This is a genomic window from Mesorhizobium sp. M1A.F.Ca.IN.022.06.1.1, assembly GCF_003952605.1.
GTDB lineage: Bacteria > Pseudomonadota > Alphaproteobacteria > Rhizobiales > Rhizobiaceae > Mesorhizobium.
Map to the genome: position 1 here is coordinate 4365483 of NZ_CP034455.1, position 19487 is coordinate 4384969.

Annotated in this window: 14 protein-coding genes and 1 pseudogene; 12 read left to right on the plus strand and 3 right to left on the minus strand. The window is 60.5% G+C overall.

All coding sequences use genetic code 11. The features are described 5' to 3' along the window. Window positions 1–372: 372 nt before the first annotated feature. The 3 genes from EJ078_RS20700 to EJ078_RS20710 are packed head-to-tail and all read left to right on the plus strand — an operon-like array spanning window position 373 to window position 3986. Entirely contained in the window at window positions 373–1587 is a 1215-nt protein-coding gene (locus tag EJ078_RS20700) for a glycosyltransferase family protein (protein ID WP_127216455.1), read from the plus strand. Next, window positions 1588–2832, plus strand: coding sequence for a glycosyltransferase family 4 protein (locus EJ078_RS20705; protein ID WP_127403514.1), 1245 nt, complete (start codon window positions 1588–1590; stop codon window positions 2830–2832). It abuts the gene before it with no gap. Then, window positions 2829–3986 carry a glycosyltransferase family protein gene (locus tag EJ078_RS20710; protein WP_127403515.1) on the plus strand — a complete coding sequence of 386 codons (1158 nt, stop codon included), beginning with the start codon at window positions 2829–2831 and terminating at the stop codon, window positions 3984–3986. The genes EJ078_RS20705 and EJ078_RS20710 overlap by 4 nt, the downstream gene beginning before the upstream one ends. A 73-nt stretch (window positions 3987–4059) precedes the next feature. Here the strand turns inward: EJ078_RS20710 and EJ078_RS20715 are convergent, their stop codons facing one another. Continuing rightward, on the minus strand, window positions 4060–4731 hold the full coding sequence (locus EJ078_RS20715; protein ID WP_127216457.1) for a class I SAM-dependent methyltransferase: 672 nt from the start codon (window positions 4729–4731) through the stop codon (window positions 4060–4062). A gap of 83 nt (window positions 4732–4814) precedes the next feature. Here EJ078_RS20715 and EJ078_RS20720 point away from each other — a divergent pair, with 83 nt between their 5' ends. The 4 genes and pseudogenes from EJ078_RS20720 to EJ078_RS20735 all read left to right on the plus strand — a co-directional run bounded on the left by EJ078_RS20720 (window position 4815) and on the right by EJ078_RS20735 (window position 9327). Continuing rightward, on the plus strand, window positions 4815–5168 hold the full coding sequence (locus EJ078_RS20720) for a hypothetical protein (RefSeq protein WP_127216452.1): 354 nt from the start codon (window positions 4815–4817) through the stop codon (window positions 5166–5168). 15 nt (window positions 5169–5183) lie between these two features. Continuing rightward, a pseudogene (locus EJ078_RS20725) lies at window positions 5184–7896 on the plus strand (ABC transporter ATP-binding protein). Between the two features lie 102 nt (window positions 7897–7998). After that, window positions 7999–8445: a cyclic nucleotide-binding domain-containing protein gene (locus EJ078_RS20730; protein WP_067326300.1), complete on the plus strand. Its 447-nt coding sequence runs from the start codon at window positions 7999–8001 to the stop codon at window positions 8443–8445. 36 nt (window positions 8446–8481) lie between these two features. Further along, entirely contained in the window at window positions 8482–9327 is an 846-nt protein-coding gene (locus EJ078_RS20735; RefSeq protein WP_095777239.1) for an MBL fold metallo-hydrolase, read from the plus strand. Between the two features lie 50 nt (window positions 9328–9377). Here the strand turns inward: EJ078_RS20735 and EJ078_RS20740 are convergent, their stop codons facing one another. Beyond that, window positions 9378–10154 carry a polysaccharide deacetylase family protein gene (locus EJ078_RS20740; RefSeq protein WP_127215848.1) on the minus strand — a complete coding sequence of 259 codons (777 nt, stop codon included), beginning with the start codon at window positions 10152–10154 and terminating at the stop codon, window positions 9378–9380. After that, complete coding sequence (locus EJ078_RS20745) at window positions 10151–11239, minus strand: glycosyltransferase family 4 protein (protein ID WP_127215849.1); 1089 nt, start codon at window positions 11237–11239, stop codon at window positions 10151–10153. The genes EJ078_RS20740 and EJ078_RS20745 overlap by 4 nt, the downstream gene beginning before the upstream one ends. A gap of 75 nt (window positions 11240–11314) precedes the next feature. Here EJ078_RS20745 and EJ078_RS20750 point away from each other — a divergent pair, with 75 nt between their 5' ends. From EJ078_RS20750 to EJ078_RS20770, 5 genes are all read left to right on the plus strand, one after another. Further along, a complete protein-coding gene (locus EJ078_RS20750) occupies window positions 11315–12493 on the plus strand; it encodes a DUF3095 domain-containing protein (RefSeq protein WP_127215850.1) in 1179 nt (392 codons plus the stop codon). A gap of 108 nt (window positions 12494–12601) precedes the next feature. Next, window positions 12602–13945 (plus strand): nucleotide sugar dehydrogenase, encoded by a 1344-nt coding sequence (locus tag EJ078_RS20755; RefSeq protein ID WP_067326315.1) that lies wholly within the window; start codon window positions 12602–12604, stop codon window positions 13943–13945. A 267-nt stretch (window positions 13946–14212) separates the two neighbouring features. After that, window positions 14213–15553, plus strand: coding sequence for an adenylate/guanylate cyclase domain-containing protein (locus tag EJ078_RS20760; protein WP_066994087.1), 1341 nt, complete (start codon window positions 14213–14215; stop codon window positions 15551–15553). A gap of 143 nt (window positions 15554–15696) precedes the next feature. Continuing rightward, a complete protein-coding gene (locus tag EJ078_RS20765; RefSeq protein ID WP_067326322.1) occupies window positions 15697–17592 on the plus strand; it encodes an ABC transporter ATP-binding protein in 1896 nt (631 codons plus the stop codon). Next, window positions 17589–19487, plus strand: a complete 1899-nt coding sequence (locus tag EJ078_RS20770) for an ABC transporter substrate-binding protein (protein ID WP_095823329.1) — start codon at window positions 17589–17591, stop codon at window positions 19485–19487. The genes EJ078_RS20765 and EJ078_RS20770 overlap by 4 nt, the downstream gene beginning before the upstream one ends.

Here is a 19487-nt window from a genome sequence, read left to right on the forward strand (position 1 = left end):
CTGTCTTTGAAGATCTTCGGCCCATTCTTGGGCAGTTTAGCCGCGTCGGCCACGAGGGAGGAGCGCCATCGCCCTGGCCGCTTTTCTGAAAGCAAGCAATCGGCCAGCCCGCGACCCGTCTCGATACAAGTGCATGTATCCGCCGTGATCTATCTGCAGCGCACGAGGCCGACAAGGCAAATAGGCTGGGCATCGCATCCAATGTGCATAGCAGCTGAGCAGACGCTGCTCAGCATATGAACCCTCTTGGGTAATATAATTTGAAAAAATTGCGCCCTCATGTTCAAAACAGGTCGATAGACCTGCGAGACATGGGTTCGAATCCTGCGGGGGCCCGCGGTCCTCAGGCGAGAATTCTAAAGAGGTTCGACAATGACCCAGCACGTACAAGATGCTCGAATTCTCATGTACAGCCACGACACGTTCGGGCTCGGCCACTTGCAGCGCTGCCGCACGATCGCGCATTCCCTGGTCGAGGATTTCCACGGACTTCAGGTGCTTATCATTTCGGGCGCGCCTATCGCCGGCGCCTTCGACTACCGCGCCCGCGTCGACTTCGTGAAGATCCCGAGCGTCATCAAGTTGCGCAACGGCGAATACACCTCGCTGGAAAAGGATATTGATCTGCATGAGACGCTAAGAATGCGCCAGTCGATCATTCGCCACACAGCCGAGACGTTTCGGCCGGATATCTTCATCGTCGACAAGGAACCGCTCGGGCTGCGCGGTGAGATCGAGGACACGCTGTCCTACCTCAAGACGCGAGGCACTACGCTGGTGCTTGGCCTGCGCGAGGTGATGGATGCGCCGCATCTGCTGGAAGCAGAGTGGGAACGCAGGGATGTGATGCGCAAGATAGGCCTGTTCTACGACAAGGTCTGGGCCTACGGTCCGCCGGATTTTTACGATCCGTTGACCGGCCTGGATGTGCCGCCGGCTATCAGGGCAAAGATGAAGTTCGTCGGTTTCCTGCAACGGAGCCTGCAGAAGAACGAGTTGCCCGGCCACCGCCCCGAGGGCGACTATATCCTCGTTACGACCGGTGGCGGCGGCGACGGCGCCGATCTGATCCACAACGTTATCGATGCCTATCAGCAGGATCCGCAATTGCAGCATAGGGCGTTGATCGTGCTTGGGCCCTACATGCCGGCGCGCAAGCGCAACAAGTTTCTTAAGAAGGGGTCCAAAATCCCGTATATCAAGATCATCGAATTCGACAACCGCATGGAAGAGCTGATTGCCGGCGCCAAGGCGGTAGTGGCGATGGGCGGTTACAACACCTATTGCGAGATACTGTCCTTCGACAAGCCGGCGCTGATCGTGCCGCGCATCAAGCCGCGGGAGGAGCAACTGATCCGCGCACGGCGAGCAGCCGAACTCGGTCTCATCAAGATGCTTTCGCCGGAAGAAGCCGAGGATTCCCAGCGGTTTGCCGATACACTGAAGGTGCTGCCGGATCGGCCCCGCCCATCGCAGAGCAATCCGCATCTGAGGCTGGAAGGGCTGCCTCATATTTCCGCGATCGTCGCGGAACTGCTCGACAGGCAGGCCGGCCATCATCTTTCGGTCATTGAAGGCATCAACTGAGTGCAACATCGCAAGATCGTCGTGGTTCTGAAGGGTTATCCGCGGCTGTCGGAAACCTTCATCGCGCAGGAACTGCTCGGGTTGGAGCGAGCGGGGTTCGACCTGATACTCGTTGCGCTGAGGCGGCCAACCGACGCAAAACGCCATCCGGTGCATAACGAGATCAAAGCGCCCGTCCATTATCTGCCGGAATACCTGCATGAAGAACCGCTGCGCGTGGTTCGCTCGCTGTTTGCTTGTCTGCTGCGGCCAGGCTTCTGGCGCGCGTTCGGATCGCTGGCTGCCGACATCCCTCGCGACTTTACGCGCAATCGCGTACGCCGCTTCGGGCAAGCGCTCGTGTTGGCGGCCGAATGGCCGGAAGATGTGGGCTGGCTCCATGCGCATTTCGCGCACACACCGGCATCGGTGACACGCTATGCCAGCCAGCTTCGCGGTCTGCCCTGGAGCTGCTCGGCCCATGCCAAGGACATCTGGACTTCGCCTGACTGGGATCTCGCCGGCAAGCTTTCCTCGGCCCGCTGGACGGTCACTTGCACGAAAACCGGCTTCGACCGTCTGAAAAAACTCGCTAACGGCAACTCGTCTTTGCATCTGAGCTATCATGGGCTCGACCTTGATCGCTTCGACAGCTTCCGCGAGGCGCGGAAACAGCATGACGGCTCGGCACCGGACGAACCGGTTATCGTTCTGAGTGTCGGGCGCGCCGTTGAAAAGAAAGGTTACGATACCTTGCTGGAGGCTCTTGCCCTCCTGCCTGGTGATTTGGCGTGGCGTTTCGAGCATATCGGCGGCGGCGAGGAACTGGAACGGCTCAAGGCGCTGGCGCAAAAGCTCGGCCTGGATGGTCGCGTCTCTTGGAGAGGCGCGCTTGCTCAGGAGGAGGTGCTTGAGCACTACCGCCGCGCCGACATCTTCGCCCTGGCCTGCAGGATCACCGCAAACGGCGACCGGGACGGTCTGCCGAATGTTCTGGTTGAGGCGGCCAGCCAGCGGCTTGCCTGCGTGTCGACCGATATTTCCGGCGTGCCGGAGCTTTTATCTGCGGATGAAACCGGGCTGCTGGTCCCGACAGAAAACCCAATTGCCCTGGCACAGGCGCTGGAGCGCCTTATCCGTGATCCCGTGCTGCGCGCCCGCCTCGGTGACGCTGCAGAGTGGCGCGTGCGCGCCAATTTCGATCATCTGACAAGCATTGGGCAGCTCAAGGAACTGTTCGAGCGGGAGTGGCGGGCCGCCGAATGAAGCGACTGCGCGCCTTCTTCTATGTCCAGCACCTCCTGGGTATCGGCCATCTTGCGCGCGCCAGCCGCATTGCGGCGGCTCTGGTCGATGACGGGTTTGACGTAACCGTGGTGACGGGCGGCGCGCCGATCGCGGGGTTTCCAGGATCGGGCGTCAAATCTGTATCTCTGCCTCCCGTCACCTCCGGCGATGAAGGATTTTCCGGACTTGTCGACCTGCAGGGCAAACCCATCGACGATGCTTTCAGGAGATGGCGTTCGGAGATGCTGTTGCAGGCCTATCGGGATTGCGGGCCCGACATCGTCATTGTCGAGGCGTTTCCATTTGGACGCCGGCAGATGCGTTTCGAACTCCTGCCGCTGATCGAGGCCATCGACGCGACATCACCCAGACCGCTGCTGGCGACGTCCGTCCGTGATATCCTTCAGGAGCGCGTCAAGCCGGGCCGAAACGAGGAAACGGTCGATCTCATCAACAGGCATTTCGACCTTGTCATGGTCCACGGCGATCCGGCTTTCGCGACCATCGACAAGACCTTTCCACTGGCTGGGGCGATCAGGGCCAAGGTTGCCTACACTGGGCTCGTTGCCGCGCCGCCACCGCCCGCGGTCTCCGAGCGCTTCGACGTTCTGGTGTCGGTTGGCGGCGGGGCTGCCGGAAAGAGCCTCGTCAGTGCCACTGTCGCAGCGGCGCGGAATGCCAACAGCGCTTGGAAATGGTGTCTGATCACCGGTCCAAACCTGCCGAAAGGCGAGGTCGACGCGATCGCACGCGATGCCACGCCGGGCCTGTCGATCTTCCGGTTCCGCGAGGATTTCGCCAGCCTGCTGACCGGCGCCCGTCTGTCAGTCTCGCAGGCGGGTTACAACACGGTCTGCGACGTGCTTCGCGCGGGTTGTCGCTCCCTACTCGTTCCATTTGCGGCGGGTGCGGAAACCGAACAGACGGTTCGCGCCCTGATGCTCGAAGAAATGGGTCTTGCAACGGTGCTGACGGAAAAGGACCTAACGCCTGAAGGTTTGGCGCGAGCGATCGAACAGGCGCTTGCTGGACCGAGGCCGCCCGCGCATCGTCTCGATCTGGAAGGCGCGCGTCGCTCGGCGCAAATCCTGCGCGAGCGACATCGAACATGGTCCCTGAAAACGAAACTCTAGCTGCCGCACGTCGCCCCGGTGAGATTCGCGCGACGTCGTTATCCGAGAGCCGCCACGCTTTGAGCGAAATGCGTTAAACAGTTCCAATCAGCATGAAGCGCGTATAATTTTTTGTCGGCAGTTCGCCGGAGAACCGTATTTCCCGTAGCGCCGCCAGTGCTTCGAAGGCTGCCAGTGAAGCCACGCAGTTGATGTGCGTCGGCTCGCTGAAATAATCGTTGGATTGCAGCAATACATTCGTGCCCCGCGGAAGCAGGGCAAGCCAGGCGCGCAGATCGACTATGTGTTCGCAGCTCGTATTGACCACCAGGTCGGGCTGCGCGGTCGCATAGTCAACGGCGTACATATCTGCCGTCAGCGCGCGGAACCGATCAACGGCATCCCGGTTGAGGGTCCGGGCCACCGGCGCGACTTCAGGATCGATGTCGATGCTATCAATCGCTCCGATGTCGAAGCGAGCATCGTTGAAAAACATTGCCGGCAATACGCCGTACCATCCACCCAGAACCCATATGCGCCCGAACCGGCCGCCGCAGCTGTCGAACAGCTTGTCGAGTGCCCACATCTTGCAGGCGACCTGCTTGTGGTTGAAGGCGTTGGCGATATCGGCCTGCGGATGCCTGGCGATGACGCGCGCCAGCCCTGCCACGAGAGGGTGGTTGACATAGGCGGCAATTCCCCGCGTGAGGTCCAAGGCCTGTTCGTGCCCGTCCATGCCCGCATTGCGTGGTTGCGTGACATCCATCATACTCGTCTTGTAGGTTGGGATTTCGGGCGACACAACGCAATCTTGCCCCGGCAAGGCTGGTTGGTTCGCGGACGTTGATCATGCTGCACGCCGCTTCGCCATTGCCCCGTGCCGGAGAGGGGCTGTCGCATCAGTCCGGACCATCGGCGTTCATGCGCCAGCATCAGCAGCGCAGCTGTGGCGGCCGTTCGCCAAAACGCCACGGCAGCCGTCAATCGTTTGGCCAGCTGCTTTCTTCGCTAATCAACAATGCCAGTGTTGCGGTCATCGACCATGCGCCTGAACTGGATCGCGCCGCCTCGCAGCGTCCTTTCATCGTTGAGCGCAGGACAATCACGGTGCACTGTGGCTCGAAGCATGTCGTTGGCGACGAAGAAATTGCCGATGCGCCATTAGCCAGCAGGTGCTTCTATGTCCTGCAGCCTTGCAATTGAACGGTCCACGGTCGGATGGAACCCAGTTTAGCCCGCTATATCTGGACGCACACCAAGAAGCAGCAGGTCTGGATATTGATGATCGTCGTGCTTTCGATGATCCCGTATTTCATATCCTTCGATCTGCCGAAGCTGATCGTCAACGGCCCCATCCAAGGTAAGGGTTTCGGAGAACCCGGTGCGACCCAGCCGTTCATGAGGCTGCACTATGACCTGCCATTCATTGGTGAGGTGCAGTTCTTCTCCGGCTTTCAGCTCGACCGCACGGAGACGCTGTTTGCGCTGAGTATTGTTTTCCTTTTGCTAGTCATCATCAACGGCCTGTTCAAACTCTACATCAACACATACAAAGGCCGACTTGGCGAGCGCATGCTGCGGCGTATCCGTTTCGATCTGATCGATCGCGTGCTGCGGTTTCCGCCGATTTACTTCAAACGCGTGAAATCCGCCGAAGTGGCGACCATGGTGAAGGACGAGGTGGAGCCGCTGGGGGCTTCATCGGCGATGCCTTCCTGCAGCCGGTGCTGCTCGGCGGTCAGGCGCTGACGGCCATGCTGTTCATCATGGTGCAAAACTTCTGGCTCGGAACGATTGCGGTCGTGATCGTGGTGATCCAGATCGTCCTCATCCCGCGCATGCGGCGGCGGCTGATCGTGCTCGGGCGCGAACGGCAGTTGACGGCGCGCGCGCTCTCGGGCCGGGTCGGCGAAATCGTCGACGGCATCGGCGCGGTTCACGTCCACGACACATCAAACTACGAGCGCGCCGACATAGCTGCCCGGCTCGGCCTCATTTTCAAGATCCGCTTCGATCTTTACCAATGGAAATTCATGGTGAAGTTCCTCAACAATTTCCTGGCGCAGCTCACGCCCTTTCTGTTCTACATGATCGGTGGCTACCTGGTCATCCGGGGGCGGCTGGACGTCGGCCAGCTGGTGGCCGTGATCAGCGCCTACAAGGACCTGCCCGGACCGATGAAGGAACTGATCGACTGGGATCAGGCTCGCCAGGATGTCCAGGTCAAATACCAGCAGGTCGTTGAGCAATTCACCGTCGAGGGTCTCATTGCGCCAAGAATTGGGGCGTTGACGATCGATGCTCCCGGTCCGATGACCAACCCGCTGTCGGCGATCAATCTGTCCATAGCGGACGATGGCGGTGGAATGCTCCTCGACCGGATCTCGCTCCAGGTCAAGCCGGGTGAGACGGTGGCGCTGGTCAGCACCGCAACAGGTGGAGCGGAGGCGCTTGCGGAAGCCTTCGCGCGGCTGAACTGGCCGGACAGCGGAAAGATCGCTTCGGGCGCCGACGACCTGCTTGAACTTCCCGAAGCGGTGACCGGCCGGCGCATGTCCTACGCCTCGTCGGATGTTTTCCTGTTCCATGCAAGCCTCCGCGATAACCTGCTCTACGGGTTGAAGCATGCGCCGCTGACATCAGTGCCTTATGAGGGTGCTGCGGCAGACCAGCAGCGCTGGAACATTCACGAGGCGCGGCGGTCGGGCAATTCGGACCTCGATATCCGGAGCGACTGGATCGACTATGCTTCCGCCGGCGCCACCGGCCCGCACGACCTTTTTGAGGCGGTGCGCCGGGTGCTCGACGCGGTTCTTCTGTCGCGCGACATTCTGGATCTTGGCTTGCGCTCCTCGGCTGACCTGACGCGTCACACGGAACTCGCTAGGCGCATCGTCGAACTGCGTGCGGCGCTTCGAACCCGGCTGGAACAGGAAGGGCTGAGCGGACTGGTGGTTCCTTTCGAACCAGGCGCCTACAACAAGGAAGCATCGATCGGCCAAAACCTGCTCTTCGGCGCCGCCGCCGGCCCCGAACTGGCCGACAAGGCGCTAGCGGCCAATCCCTATTTTGCGTCTGTGCTGAGGCAAGCCGGCCTCGACCGCACGCTTTTCGAGATGGGCATGGAGATCGCCGAACAGGCGATCGAGCTGTTTGCCGACCTGCCGCCCGATCACCAGTTCTTCCAGCAGCTCGCCTTCATGGGCGCCGAAGAGATACCCGCCTACGAAACCTTGTTGCAACGGCTCAAGAACCGGCCCTATGAGGCAGTTTCGGAGAACGATCGCGCCATGATCGTTACACTGAGCTTTGCCTATATCGAGCCCCGGCACCGCTTCGGTCTGCTGAGCGAGGATCTGATGAGCAAGATCGTCGCTGCACGCAACCGTTTCTATGAAACCCTGCCGTCCGAGCTGCAAAATGCGATCGAACGTTATGATCCCGCCAAATACATTGCCGCGGCCAGCGTCATGGATAATGTCCTGTTCGGGCGTGTGGGCAACAACCATCCCGACGCGCCGGATCGCATCCGCTCCATCGTCTATGACATTCTCGACGAATTGGGCTTTATGCCGAACTTCTGGATGTTGGCCTGGACTTCAACGTCGGCGCCGGCGGCAGGCGGCTGACCGCTGGACAGCGGCAGAAGCTCGATGTTGCCCGGGCCCTGCTCAAGCGTCCCGATTTTCTCATTCTCAACCGGCCGCTGTCGGCGCTCGACCAGCGTGCGCAGGACAAGGTGCTGCGAAACGTGCTCGACGAAGCGAGGTGCGACGGCCATTCGCCGGCAATTGTGTGGGTCGTGACGAATCCGGCAATGGGGATGATGTTCGATCGCGTTATCGTCTTCGACTCGGGTAAATTGGTGGAAGACGGAACGCTCGAGACACTTTTGGCAGGGAAGGGTATCTTCAAGGAACTGCTGTCTTAGACCAACGGGCATTGAGATGGGATCGTTCTGTCGGTGGGAATTGGCTGCAAGGCCACGGGATACGGCGCCTGGCAAACGCGAATTTTGAGAAGGTTTGCGACAATGCTGCTCAAGGATGAAGTTGGAATGCTGCAACGCGTTCCCTTGTTCTCCGGCATCGAACCGACAAAGCTCAAGCTGCTTGCGTTCACATCCGATCGTGTGAGCTACAGCGCCGGCCAGATCCTTTTCCGGCAGGGCGACGAGGGAGATGCCGCCTATGTCATCCTCTCAGGCAGCGCGGATGTTCTGGTCGATTCCGACAGCGGGCCGATAAAAGTTGCCGAACTGGCGCCGAATTCGATCGTTGGCGAGATCGCCATCTTGTGCAACAGCTCCCGCACTGCCACCGTCAGAGCGGCAAGTCCGCTGGAAGCCTTGAAAATCAGCAAGGATCATTTCCTGAGGCTTATGAAGGAGTTCCCGGAGATGACCATCGAGATATTGCGGGTTCTTGCCGATCGTCTAAGCCATACGACCGCGGACCTGATCGACGCACGAAACGCCTAGCAGCAGTTGTTTGGCCACGACGGGCGAAGGAGCAGCATGGATTTCCTGGTCAGGTTTTGGGGCGTGCGCGGCAGCATTTCGGTATCGGGACCAGAATTCTCTCGCTATGGCGGCAACACGAGCTGCATTGAGATGCGATGCGGCAAGCATATGCTTCTGTTCGACGCCGGCTCTGGCCTCGGGCTTGCCGGCAGAGCGTTTCGGGCCTCGGGCGTGACCGATTTCGAGCTGTTTTTCACCCATTGCCATTACGATCACATCATCGGGCTGCCGGCTTTCAAACCGATCTATGACCGGAGCGTCAAGGTCAGGCTTTGGTCCGGCCATCTTGCGGGACGCATGACGACCCGTCAGATGGTCGATGAATTCATGCGGCCGCCGTGGTTTCCGGCCAAGCTCGACATCTGCAAGGCAAGCATCGACTGCCGCGATTTCGTATCCGGAGACGTTCTACGGCCGCGCGAAGGAGTGGTGGTCCGAACCGGCAGTCTCAACCATCCGGGAGGCTGCATAGGCTACCGCGTCGAATGGGGCGGCCGTATCGTGGCGGTGATCACAGACACTGAGCACGAGCCGGGTAAGCTGGATCAGGCGGTGCTCGACCTGATCGAAGACGCCGACCTCGTCATCTACGATTGCACCTATACCGAGGACGAAATGGAAGACCGCCGTGGCAACGGGCACTCGACATGGCAACAGGGCGTCAAACTGTGTGAGGCAGCCGGTGCCCGAGGGCTTGGGCTGTTCCACCACGATCCGACACGCACCGATGAGCAATTGGATGAGATCGAGAAACTGGCCAAAGCCAGGTTTGCCGGCGCTTTTGCCGCGCGGGACGGCCAGACGCTCAAATTTCCAGTCTCATTGCACAAAAAGCGCTGAGCTATTTTGCTCTATCTTATTGTTTTGATGCAATTTCGGAGGAAAATCGCTCACACTTTTCCTGGAATTGCTCTACCGCCGCTACGCCCGATCAATGTCCTGATCGGAAGCCATGCGCAGGCTTCGGTCTGTGCGGCGACTGTGAACAGCCGTTCGAGAAAAAGCCAGGCCGATTCATCGTGGACGAGATGATGGGTGAGCAGGCCGACCGGTTCGCCACCGTCGAAGGCATGCTGCAATTGCGCAATGATGGCCTGAACCAATGGCCCATGATCGCGACAGCCGCGCGTGCCATGCCAATCGATGATGTCGACATTGCTGTTGATGACCGGCACTGGGGCCGGCTTCGGCGGCCCAAAGACCGACAATGCCGCAAATCCTACCGATCCAAGCTCCGATACCAAGCCGGGGTCGATTCTATTCCAGGGTGGCACCAGCATCGGAACGGCACGCGCGCCGTGCAGCCCGGTTAGGCGCGACAGCCCGCGGGCCATATCATCGAGCACCGCCTGGCGTGGCCGATGCGCGCCGAGTTCCTGCTTTTTCTGGTCCTGCGGCGCATAATTGCGGTGCGCCCAGCCATGGATGGCGACGGAGGCATGCGGCGCCTCGTCAAGCCGGACGACAAGCCTCTCGTCGGTCAGCGCCGGAATGACGGCCAGAGTGAGTGGAACCTCGAATGCGCGGGTGAGTTCCAGCAGCCGATCAAGCGCAGCCGTCGGATCCACAGCGTCGTCGTCGCGCAACCAGAACTCCGCCTTGCGGTCCGCCCGTCGCCAGCACGCCAGTTCTTCCACCAAGGGCTGCCAGATCTGATCGAATGTCATGCAACCGCGATCTTCGCAAGAAGTTCGGAAAGACGCGCCGCTGCAGTACCGAGAGAGCGTTCTTCGAGGATGAAACGTCTGGCGTTGCCGGCCATGGCGGTTCTTTCGTCGTCACGGACCAGAAGCCTTTCAATGGCAGACGTGAACGCTGCCACATCGCCCGGCGGGGTGAGAAATCCGGTCTGGCCATCCCGCACGACCTCCGGCACGCCGGCGATGTCCTGCGCCACCACCGGAAGGCCGGCAGCTTGTGCTTCAAGATAGGCAACGCCATAAGCTTCGCCGCAACCCGGCCAGACGTAAATCCCTCCACTGTAGAGGACATCCGGCACGGCGGCTGGCTCGATCGCGCCAAGCCATTCGATCCGGTCGGCGGGCAGGCCGGCGAATTGCGCTTTGACCTCGTCACGGGCAGGCCCGTCCCCGACGACCGACATGGTCCAGGGCAGGTGGCCGATCGGAGCGAGGGCGTGCGCGAGCATGCGATAGCTATCGACCTTGTCGCCCGGTCGCATCATGGCGACGGTAACGAGACGCGTCGGACAACCACGCGCCGGCAGTTCCCGGAATACCGATGTGTCGATGAAGGGCGAAAGCATGCCGAAAACGGCGTCTGGAAGAGCGTCTGTCAGTCCCCGACGATCCCTTTGCGTGAAGCAGATGTTCAGCGCCGCCTGTTCGACGGCTCGCGCCACCAAGGCTTGCATATCGGCCCAAAAACCGACGTTGCGCCGCTTCGAATAGGAGGCTTCCGCGGTCACATAGGGGATGGCAAAGGCCGACGCCAGCTCGGGCCCGATCAGGTCGGGCGCCTTGTAATAGAGATGATAGGAGAACCAGAGGTCGGGCTTGCCGTCACGCTGCCAAAGCTCTGTCAGCCGCGCGACTTCCTCTCGGGCTTCGACCTTGAGCGCATCGAAACTTTTCGACTCCGGTTCGCGTAGATAGAAGCGCAATTCGGATGCCAGATCGACGCGATGCCCTCCATGCTCAAGCGCCTTGATCAACATCCGTGCCATCTGACGGTCGCCAGAGGCAACGGCATGATTGGGCGACTTCAGCGGCGCGTAGAAGGCAATTCGCATCGTCGGAGCCTATCATTCGAAAGCCTGCGCAAGTCAATTTCGAAGCATGATCGAGTTTCACCTTCAAGCAGTGGAATGTGCTATTGCATGCTCATGGAAACAGCCGCAGCGTCCGACCCGTTCGTCGCTTCCTTGCCGGTGTTCGCGAAGTTCGAAAGCGTTGCCGATATCGACAACTATCGGCCGCTTCCCGATGGCTGGGCGCTGGCCACCGCCGACATCGTCGGCTCGACCAAGGCGATCGAGGCAGGGCGCTATAAAACCGTGAATATGGCCGGCGCCAGCGTCATTTCGGCGCTGCTCAATGCGCTGGGTCGGCAAGATCTTCCCTTTGTCTTCGGCGGCGACGGCGCGCTCGTGGCGTTTCCGAGTTCGGCGCTGGAGATCACGCGCAACGCCCTGGCGGCCGTCCAGCGATGGGTGGCGGACGAGTTGGCCCTGACCTTGCGTGCCGCAATCGTGCCGATAGCGGATATAAGAGCGCAAGGCCTCGACGTTCGGGTAGCGAGGTTCCGGGCCTCCGAAGCGGTGTTCTATGCCATGTTTGCCGGCGGCGGCGGCAGTTGGGCGGAAGCCGAGATGAAAGCGGGGCGCTACCTGATCGATCCTGCGCCGGCCAACGCGCGGCCGGATCTGACTGGTCTCTCCTGCCGCTGGAGCCCGATCGAAGCCCGGCATGGCGAAATCGTCTCGATCATAGCCGTTCCGGGCGCCTCGCGCGATGTGCGCGGTTTTCAGGTTCTGGCTTCCGACATCATCGCCCTTGTCGGTCGACAGGAACGTGATGGCCATCCGGTGCCGGTGAACGGGCCGGCCTACGGTTTTTCGCGCGCCGGCCTCGATCTCGAGGCCCGGGCCGTCGCGCCGGCGGGAAGGCGGTGGTTGTCGAAGCTGTGGATAGTGTTCCTGTTGTCGCTTGCGGCTGTGACCGATCGATATGGCTGGACGATCGGGAGGTTCGATCCGAAGATCTACAAACGCGACGTGGCCAGCAATTCGGATTTCCGGAAGTTCGATGACGGCTTGAAGATGACCATCGATGTAGATGCGGATTTGTTGCAGCGGATCGAGCACCGGCTGCAGCAGGCCGAAGAGGCGGGCATTTGCACCTATGGCCTGCACCGCCAGCAATCGGCGTTGATGACGTGCCTCGTCGCCTCGCCGCTGCAGCGCGATCATGTTCATTTCATCGACGGCGCCGCCGGCGGTTATGCGATGGCTGCCGCAAGCCTGAAGGCGAAGGTGTCGGCCTGACGACGGCTTGCGGAGATCCATTTTCCGCAATATGCCTCGGGGTTGTTGGGCCCACATGAGCCTCGCCGTGGAAGCGGGCAGTCTGTCCACATTGAGGAAAACAGATTTTTGGACGCCTCACGATCGACATATGACAGTCTGCTGAACCGGATTTCGACGCGCACCGCGCAAGTCGGGGTGATCGGACTGGGTTATGTCGGATTGCCGCTGGCGGTCGCGGTAGCACGCGCCGGCTTCCCGGTTTTCGGCTTCGACATTGAAGCCCAGAAGGTCGAGAATCTGAACAGCGGGCAATCCTACATCGAGGCGGTGACGTCCACTGCCCTTGCCGTCGAGGTGGCGAGCGGACGGTTTCGCGCCACTGCGGATTTTACCGAACTGGCCGCCTGCGATGTCATCGTCATCTGCGTTCCGACGCCGCTGACGAAAAACCGCGAGCCAGACCTCTCCTTTGTCAGGAACACGGCAGGCACCATCGCGAAGCATCTGCGTCTCGGCCAGTTGGTCGTGCTGGAATCGACCACCTATCCCGGCACCACCGACGACGTGATCAAGCCCATCCTGGAACAAACCGGCTTGCAGTCGAAGATAGACTTCTTCCTTGGCTTCTCGCCCGAACGCGAGGATCCCGGCAACCGCAGCTTTGAAGTCGCGACGATCCCCAAGGTCGTGGCAGGCGACGGCATTGAAGCGGCGGCGCTCGTGAAGGATTTCTACCAGGGTGTGGTCAAGACCGTCGTTCCGGTTTCCACCACCGCGACCGCCGAGGCGGTCAAGCTGACGGAAAACATCTTTCGCTCGGTCAACATAGCCCTGGTCAACGAGTTGAAGGTCGTGCTCGGTGCGATGGGCATCGACATCTGGGAGGTGATCGAGGCGGCAAAGAGCAAGCCCTTCGGCTACATGCCGTTCTATCCTGGGCCCGGACTTGGCGGGCACTGCGTCCCCATCGATCCTTTCTACCTGACGTGGAAGGCGCGCGAATACGAACTGCCGACCCGCTTCATCGAACTGGCGGCAGAGATCAACACGGCTATGCCGCGTCATGTGGTCGATGAACTGGCCAGGGCGCTGGACCGGCGTTGCGGCAAGGCGCTCAGCCGCTCGCGCATTCTCATCATTGGGCTCGCCTATAAGAAGAATGTGCCGGACATCCGCGAGAGCCCTTCATTGCGGCTCATTGAACTCATCGAGGAATGGGGCGGCAAGGCCGAATTCCACGATCCGCACGTCAGAGAAATTCCGGCGACACGGGAGCATATGCCGATCAAGGGGCGTCGGTCTGTCGAATTGAGCGAGGGGACCTTGAAGGATTTCGATGCTGTCGTCGTTGCAACCGACCACGACGCGATCGACTATCAGGCGATCGCCGATCACGCCCTTCTGATCGTCGACACGCGCAATGTTTTCGGCCGCCTCGGGCTAGCCCGAGAGACGGTGGTAAAGGCCTGATGGCGGTCTGAGCCGGCGAATTCTTTGCTCGATGTCAGGATCGTGGTTGCACTCGGCCGGCAGCGTCGACACATAATGCCGCGAGTAAATAGATACAGTTAGCCTGTCGCTCGCCCGCACGGACAGCCAGTTGCGAAGTTCTTCGCCGGCTTTTCCTGCCAAAGCTGGCTTCATTGACTTCGGGGATCTCTTCTTGGGGTCGTTGGCGGACTGTGTTGTGGGCGGATCAAAGGACAATGCCTCGTCTTCGAGGAGTTTCGAGATAGCATGAGCACAACGCAAGCAGAAATTTCCACCATTCTCATGGATAAGGTAGCCGATTGGCTGAACCAATCGGTACTTGCCGGCAACGACCTGGAAACATTGGTAAAAGGCTTTTGCGAACGGCTGGCTGCTGCCGGCCTGCCGTTGAAGCGGGTGCATTTGAGCTTTTCGATGCTTCATCCGCTTTATGATGCGCTTGGCTTCACCTGGGTTCGCGGCCGAGGCTTAGAAATCGAAAGCTTCCGCAATGAGCCCGGCGCGCCGTCCGACAGGTTCCTGACCAGCCCATACTATCATCTGCTCAGCAATAAGCTCGACCACCTGCGACGCCGGCTCGACCCGTCGCTGCCTTCAGAGTTTCCTGTTTTCGATGATCTCAGGCTTATAGGCGTCACCGACTATTTGGCTTTCGTGCATTCCTTCAACGGCAACGCCAGTCAGGGCATGATGGGGTCCTGGTCCACCGACAGTGCCGCAGGGTTCAGCGACAGCATGATTTCGGCGCTGCTGCGCATCCAGAACCATCTCGCTATGGCAACCAAGATGGCGGTGCTCACCAAGCTCGCCGACAACATGATGACCACTTATCTCGGCGGCGACGCCGGCAGGCGCGTGCTTGACGGTCAGATCAAGCGCGGCGAGGGCGATACAATCCGGGCCGCGCTGGTCATGGGCGACATGCGCGGGTCGTCAAGGCTTGCCGAAACCTCCGGCCGTGAAATCTATATCGATACGCTGAACCAGTTTTTCGACGCCGTTGCTGCACCTTTCAATCGCAAAGGGGGGCAGATCATGAGTTTCATCGGGGATGGCTTCATCGCCGTTTACCCTTGCGAAAGGCATCGCTCGCAGTCCGAGATCGCCTGCCAGGCTGCTCTTGCGGCAGCGCGCAGCGCCACAGCGCGCGTGACGGATCTCAATCTGCGCAGAAAGGAAAAGGGGCTAACCGACATAAAATTTGGTATCGGTCTACATGTCGGCAATGTGATGTTCGGCAATGTCGGGCTTACCGACCGGCTCACATTCTCCGTCTTCGGATCGGCTGTAAACGAGGTCCAGCGTCTCCAGGTACTGACCAAGAAATATCCGCACAGCATTCTCGCCAGCAAGGACTTCGCCAGCTATTGCGGCGCCAGCAACTGGCTGACGCTCGGCAGCGAGGAACTGGCTGGCATCAAGCAGAAGCTGACGGTGCTCTCACCCGATCTGTCGGGTGCTCTCGCAGTCGATGAAGACGGTGCGCTGGAGCCGGTTTATGACCGAAGATCGGACGCCGAGCAGGTCATGCTGCTTCACCGCGATGCCGCGCGGCTGTCGGCGGGCGACCCGAGCAAGCTCCAGTAACCGCCACGACCTGATCCGAAGGGCCCCAGATAGACAGTCCGCTCGCCGGTTCCGCCGCTGGCGACCGTTCCGAATCCAAGTTGCTCTAAGCTGGCAATAGGTTAGTCTCGCTTCCGAACCTGCCAGATTGGGGCTGGTGTGGAATGAATTCGGGTGTTGATCTGCTGCGGATCGAGGATGTTGGCATCTCTTTTGCCATCATCGGCGGACCGTTGCATGCCGTCAGGCGCGCAAATCTTCGCGTCCTGCCCGGCAAGGTTACCGCGCTTGTGGGCGAGTCCGGCTCCGGAAAATCGGTTCTCAGCCAGGCAGTGATGGGCATTCTGCCGGGATCAGCCCATGTTCGCGGCCGTATCCTGTTCTCCGATCCCGAAAGGCCCGGCACCACGCAAGATATCCTGAAGATGCCGCGTGATGGACCCGAAATCCGGGCATTGAGAGGCAGCCGCATCGGCAAGATCTTTCAGGAGCCGATGACATCGCTGTCGCCGCTGCACACGATCGGCAACCAGGTCAGCGAATCCTTGCAGATTCATACCCCCATGGCTCGGGCGGAGCGCAAGGCGCGGACCGAGGAAATGCTCGGTCTTGTCGGCTTTCCGAGTCCCAAACGCGCCTATGATATGTATCCCTTTGAGCTTTCAGGAGGATTGCGTCAGCGCGCCATGATCGCCATGGCGCTTATCTGCCGGCCCGCCCTGTTGATCGCCGACGAGCCGACGACGGCGTTGGACGTCACCATCCAGGCGCAAATCCTACATTTGCTGCGCGGCCTTCAGACCAAGCTGAACATGGCGATGCTGCTGATCACCCACGACCTCGGCGTGGTCGCCAACGTCGCCGACGAGGTCGTGGTCATGTACCATGGCGAGATCATGGAAGCGGGACCTGTCGAGGCGATATTCCGCCGACCAGGTCACCCCTACCTGAAGGGCCTGATGGCAGCCGTTCCGCATTTCGACCTGAAGCCTGGCGAAAGGCTAAAGGCGCTGCGCGAGGTGCCGGTGAATGTCGAGAACCTGCTCGGCAAGCAGACGGCGCCGCCGTCGAAGGGGCCAGACGATATCCTGTTGTCGGTCAGGGATCTGAAAAAGACCTTCACAATCCGCAAGTCCGGATTGTTTGGCGGGGATCATCAAACCACGGTTCGCGCCGTGGGCGGCGTGAGCTTCGATATCAGGCGCGGCGAGTGCCTGGGGCTGGTCGGCGAAAGCGGCTCCGGCAAAACCACGGTCAGCAAGATCCTTATGCGGGCTATCACCCCTAGCGGCGGCTCTGTGACGTTCAACGGCCGCGATGGAGCGATCGACGTCTTGCAAGGCGAGGGAGACGCCCTGCGCATGCTGCGCGCCAAAATCCAGATGGTCTTCCAGGATCCGGTTTCATCGCTGTCACCTCGCATGACGGTGGAGAACATCCTGAGCGAGCCGCTGGAGATCCATCAACGTGGCGATGCCGCGTCCCGACTCGCCACTGTCAAAAGCCTGATGCAGGCGATCGGGCTCGATCCGCGCTTCATCAAGCGCTATCCCCACAGTTTCTCCGGCGGGCAGCGTCAGCGTATCGGCATCGCGCGCGCGTTGGCGCTGGGCCCTGAACTGCTGATCTGCGACGAGCCGGTTTCGGCGCTCGACGTCTCTGTCCAGGCGCAGATCTTGAACCTGCTGAAGGACCTGCAGAAGGAACTGGGCCTGACCTACCTGTTCATATCGCACAATCTGGCGGTGGTGGACTACATGGCAGACCGAATCGCAGTGATGTGCGGCGGGCGTATCGTCGAGCTTGCGCCACGCGAAACTCTGCTGAGGAAACCGATCCACCCCTACACGCGCTCACTCGTCGCCGCAGTACCTTTCCCCGACCTCGACAGGCCGATGGATTTCAAGACGCTGAAGCTCAGCGGCGCTTCCGACACCAGCGCATGGGGACCGCAATTCCGCGACGAGGGCGACGAGGATGTATTGTCGCCGCTCGATCTTGGTGGCGGCCACCTCGTGTTGGCCCGACGTTCGGCCGATGTCAGCGAGCTACGCCATTGATCAGCCGGCGCACCGTCCTCGGACTCATGGCTTCGGCGGTTTTGCCGGGCACATTGCACGCAGGCGATCTGGAGCCGCAATTTCTTCAGCCGCTGCTGAAGGCCCTGGCGCTGCCGGCACTCTCCGAGCGCTTGCCCAAGAAGCCGCGCGTGTTGAATCTCGCTGCGATGGGGCGGCAGCCCGGCCAGTATGGCGGCACGCTGCGCACGATCATCGGCAGTCAGAAAGATATCCGGATGATGACGATCTACGGATATGCTCGCCTGGTCGGCTATGACCAAAAGCTCAACTTGCAAGCCGACATTCTTGAAAGTTTCGAGGTAGCGGACGATCGCGTCTTCACTTTCAAGATACGGGAAGGACATAAATGGTCTGACGGTAGCCTGCTGACGCCGGAGGACTTTCGCTATTGCTGGGAAGATGTCTGGCTGAACGACGAACTTTCGCAAGGCGGGCTCGCCCCGGCCCTGCTGGCCGACGGCAAGCCGCCACGCTTCGAGATCGTCGATGCGTTGACGGTCCGTTATAGTTGGGATGCGCCAAATCCCGACTTCCTGCCCAAGCTCGCGGCTGCTTCGCCGTTATCGCTTGTTCTGCCGGCCGCCTATCTCAAGCAGTTCCACAAGAAATACCAGGATCCATTCCGGCTCGCCGGCCTGATGGAGGAGAACAGGGCCAAGAAATGGACGCTCCTGCATATCCGCATGTCGCGGCAGTATCGCCCGGAGAACCCGGAACTGCCGACGCTCGATCCCTGGCGGAACCGGACCAAGCCGCCGGCTGAGCAGTTCGTCTTCGAGCGCAATCCGTTCTTTCACCGCATAGACGAGAATGGCCGGCAACTACCCTATGTTGACCGGATTGTCATGAATGTGAGCTCGTCGGCGATTATTTCCGCCAAGACCGGCGCGGGCGAGAGCGACCTGCAATGCATGGGAATTGATTTCAGCGATTACTCCTTCCTGAAGGACGCGGAAAAGCGCTACCCGGTCAAGATGCATCTCTGGAAACGCACACAGGGTTCGCGACTGGCGCTGCTGCCCAATCTGAATTGTGCCGACCAGGTCTGGCGTGGCCTTTTTCGCGACGTGCGCGTGCGTCGTGCACTTTCGCTCGCTGTGCACAGACGCGAGATCAATATGGCTGTGTTCTATGGATTGGCGCAGGAAAGTGCCGATACGGTCCTGCCGGAGAGCCCGCTCTACCGGCCCGAATTCGCGAAAGCCTGGGTCACCTACGATCCTGATCAGGCCAATGCCCTGCTCGACGAGGTCGGGCTTCAGGCGCGTGACGATGACGGCCTGCGGGTACTTCCCGATGGACGCCCGGCGCAGATCGTCGTGGAAACGGCCGGCGAAAGCACGCTGGAAACCGATGCGCTCGAGCTCATCAGCGATCACTGGCGCCAGATCGGTATCGCCCTGTTCATCCGGACTTCGCAGCGCGACATCTTTCGCAGTCGCGCGCTTGGCGGCCAGATCATGATGTCGATGTGGTCGGGCATCGACAATGGCGTGCCGACCGCCGACATGAACCCGTACCAGCTGGCCCCCACCATTGACGACCAACTGCAATGGCCGCTCTGGGGTGCTCACTACTTGTCTCGTGGCAGGCTCGGCGAGGCGCCCGATCTTCCGCCTGTGGTCGAGTTGATGACCTTACTCAAGCGCTGGAACGCATCGACCGAAGCCACGGAGCGCGCTGAAATCTGGAATTCAATGCTGTCGATCTACACCGATCAGGTGTTTTCGATCGGCACGGTGAACGGAACATATCAGCCGGTTCTGGCCTCCTCGCGGCTGCGCAATCTGCCTGACAAGGCGCTCTACGGCTACGACCCGACCGCCTATTTCGGTGTCTACATGCCCGATACATTTTGGCTTGGAGAGTCCTGA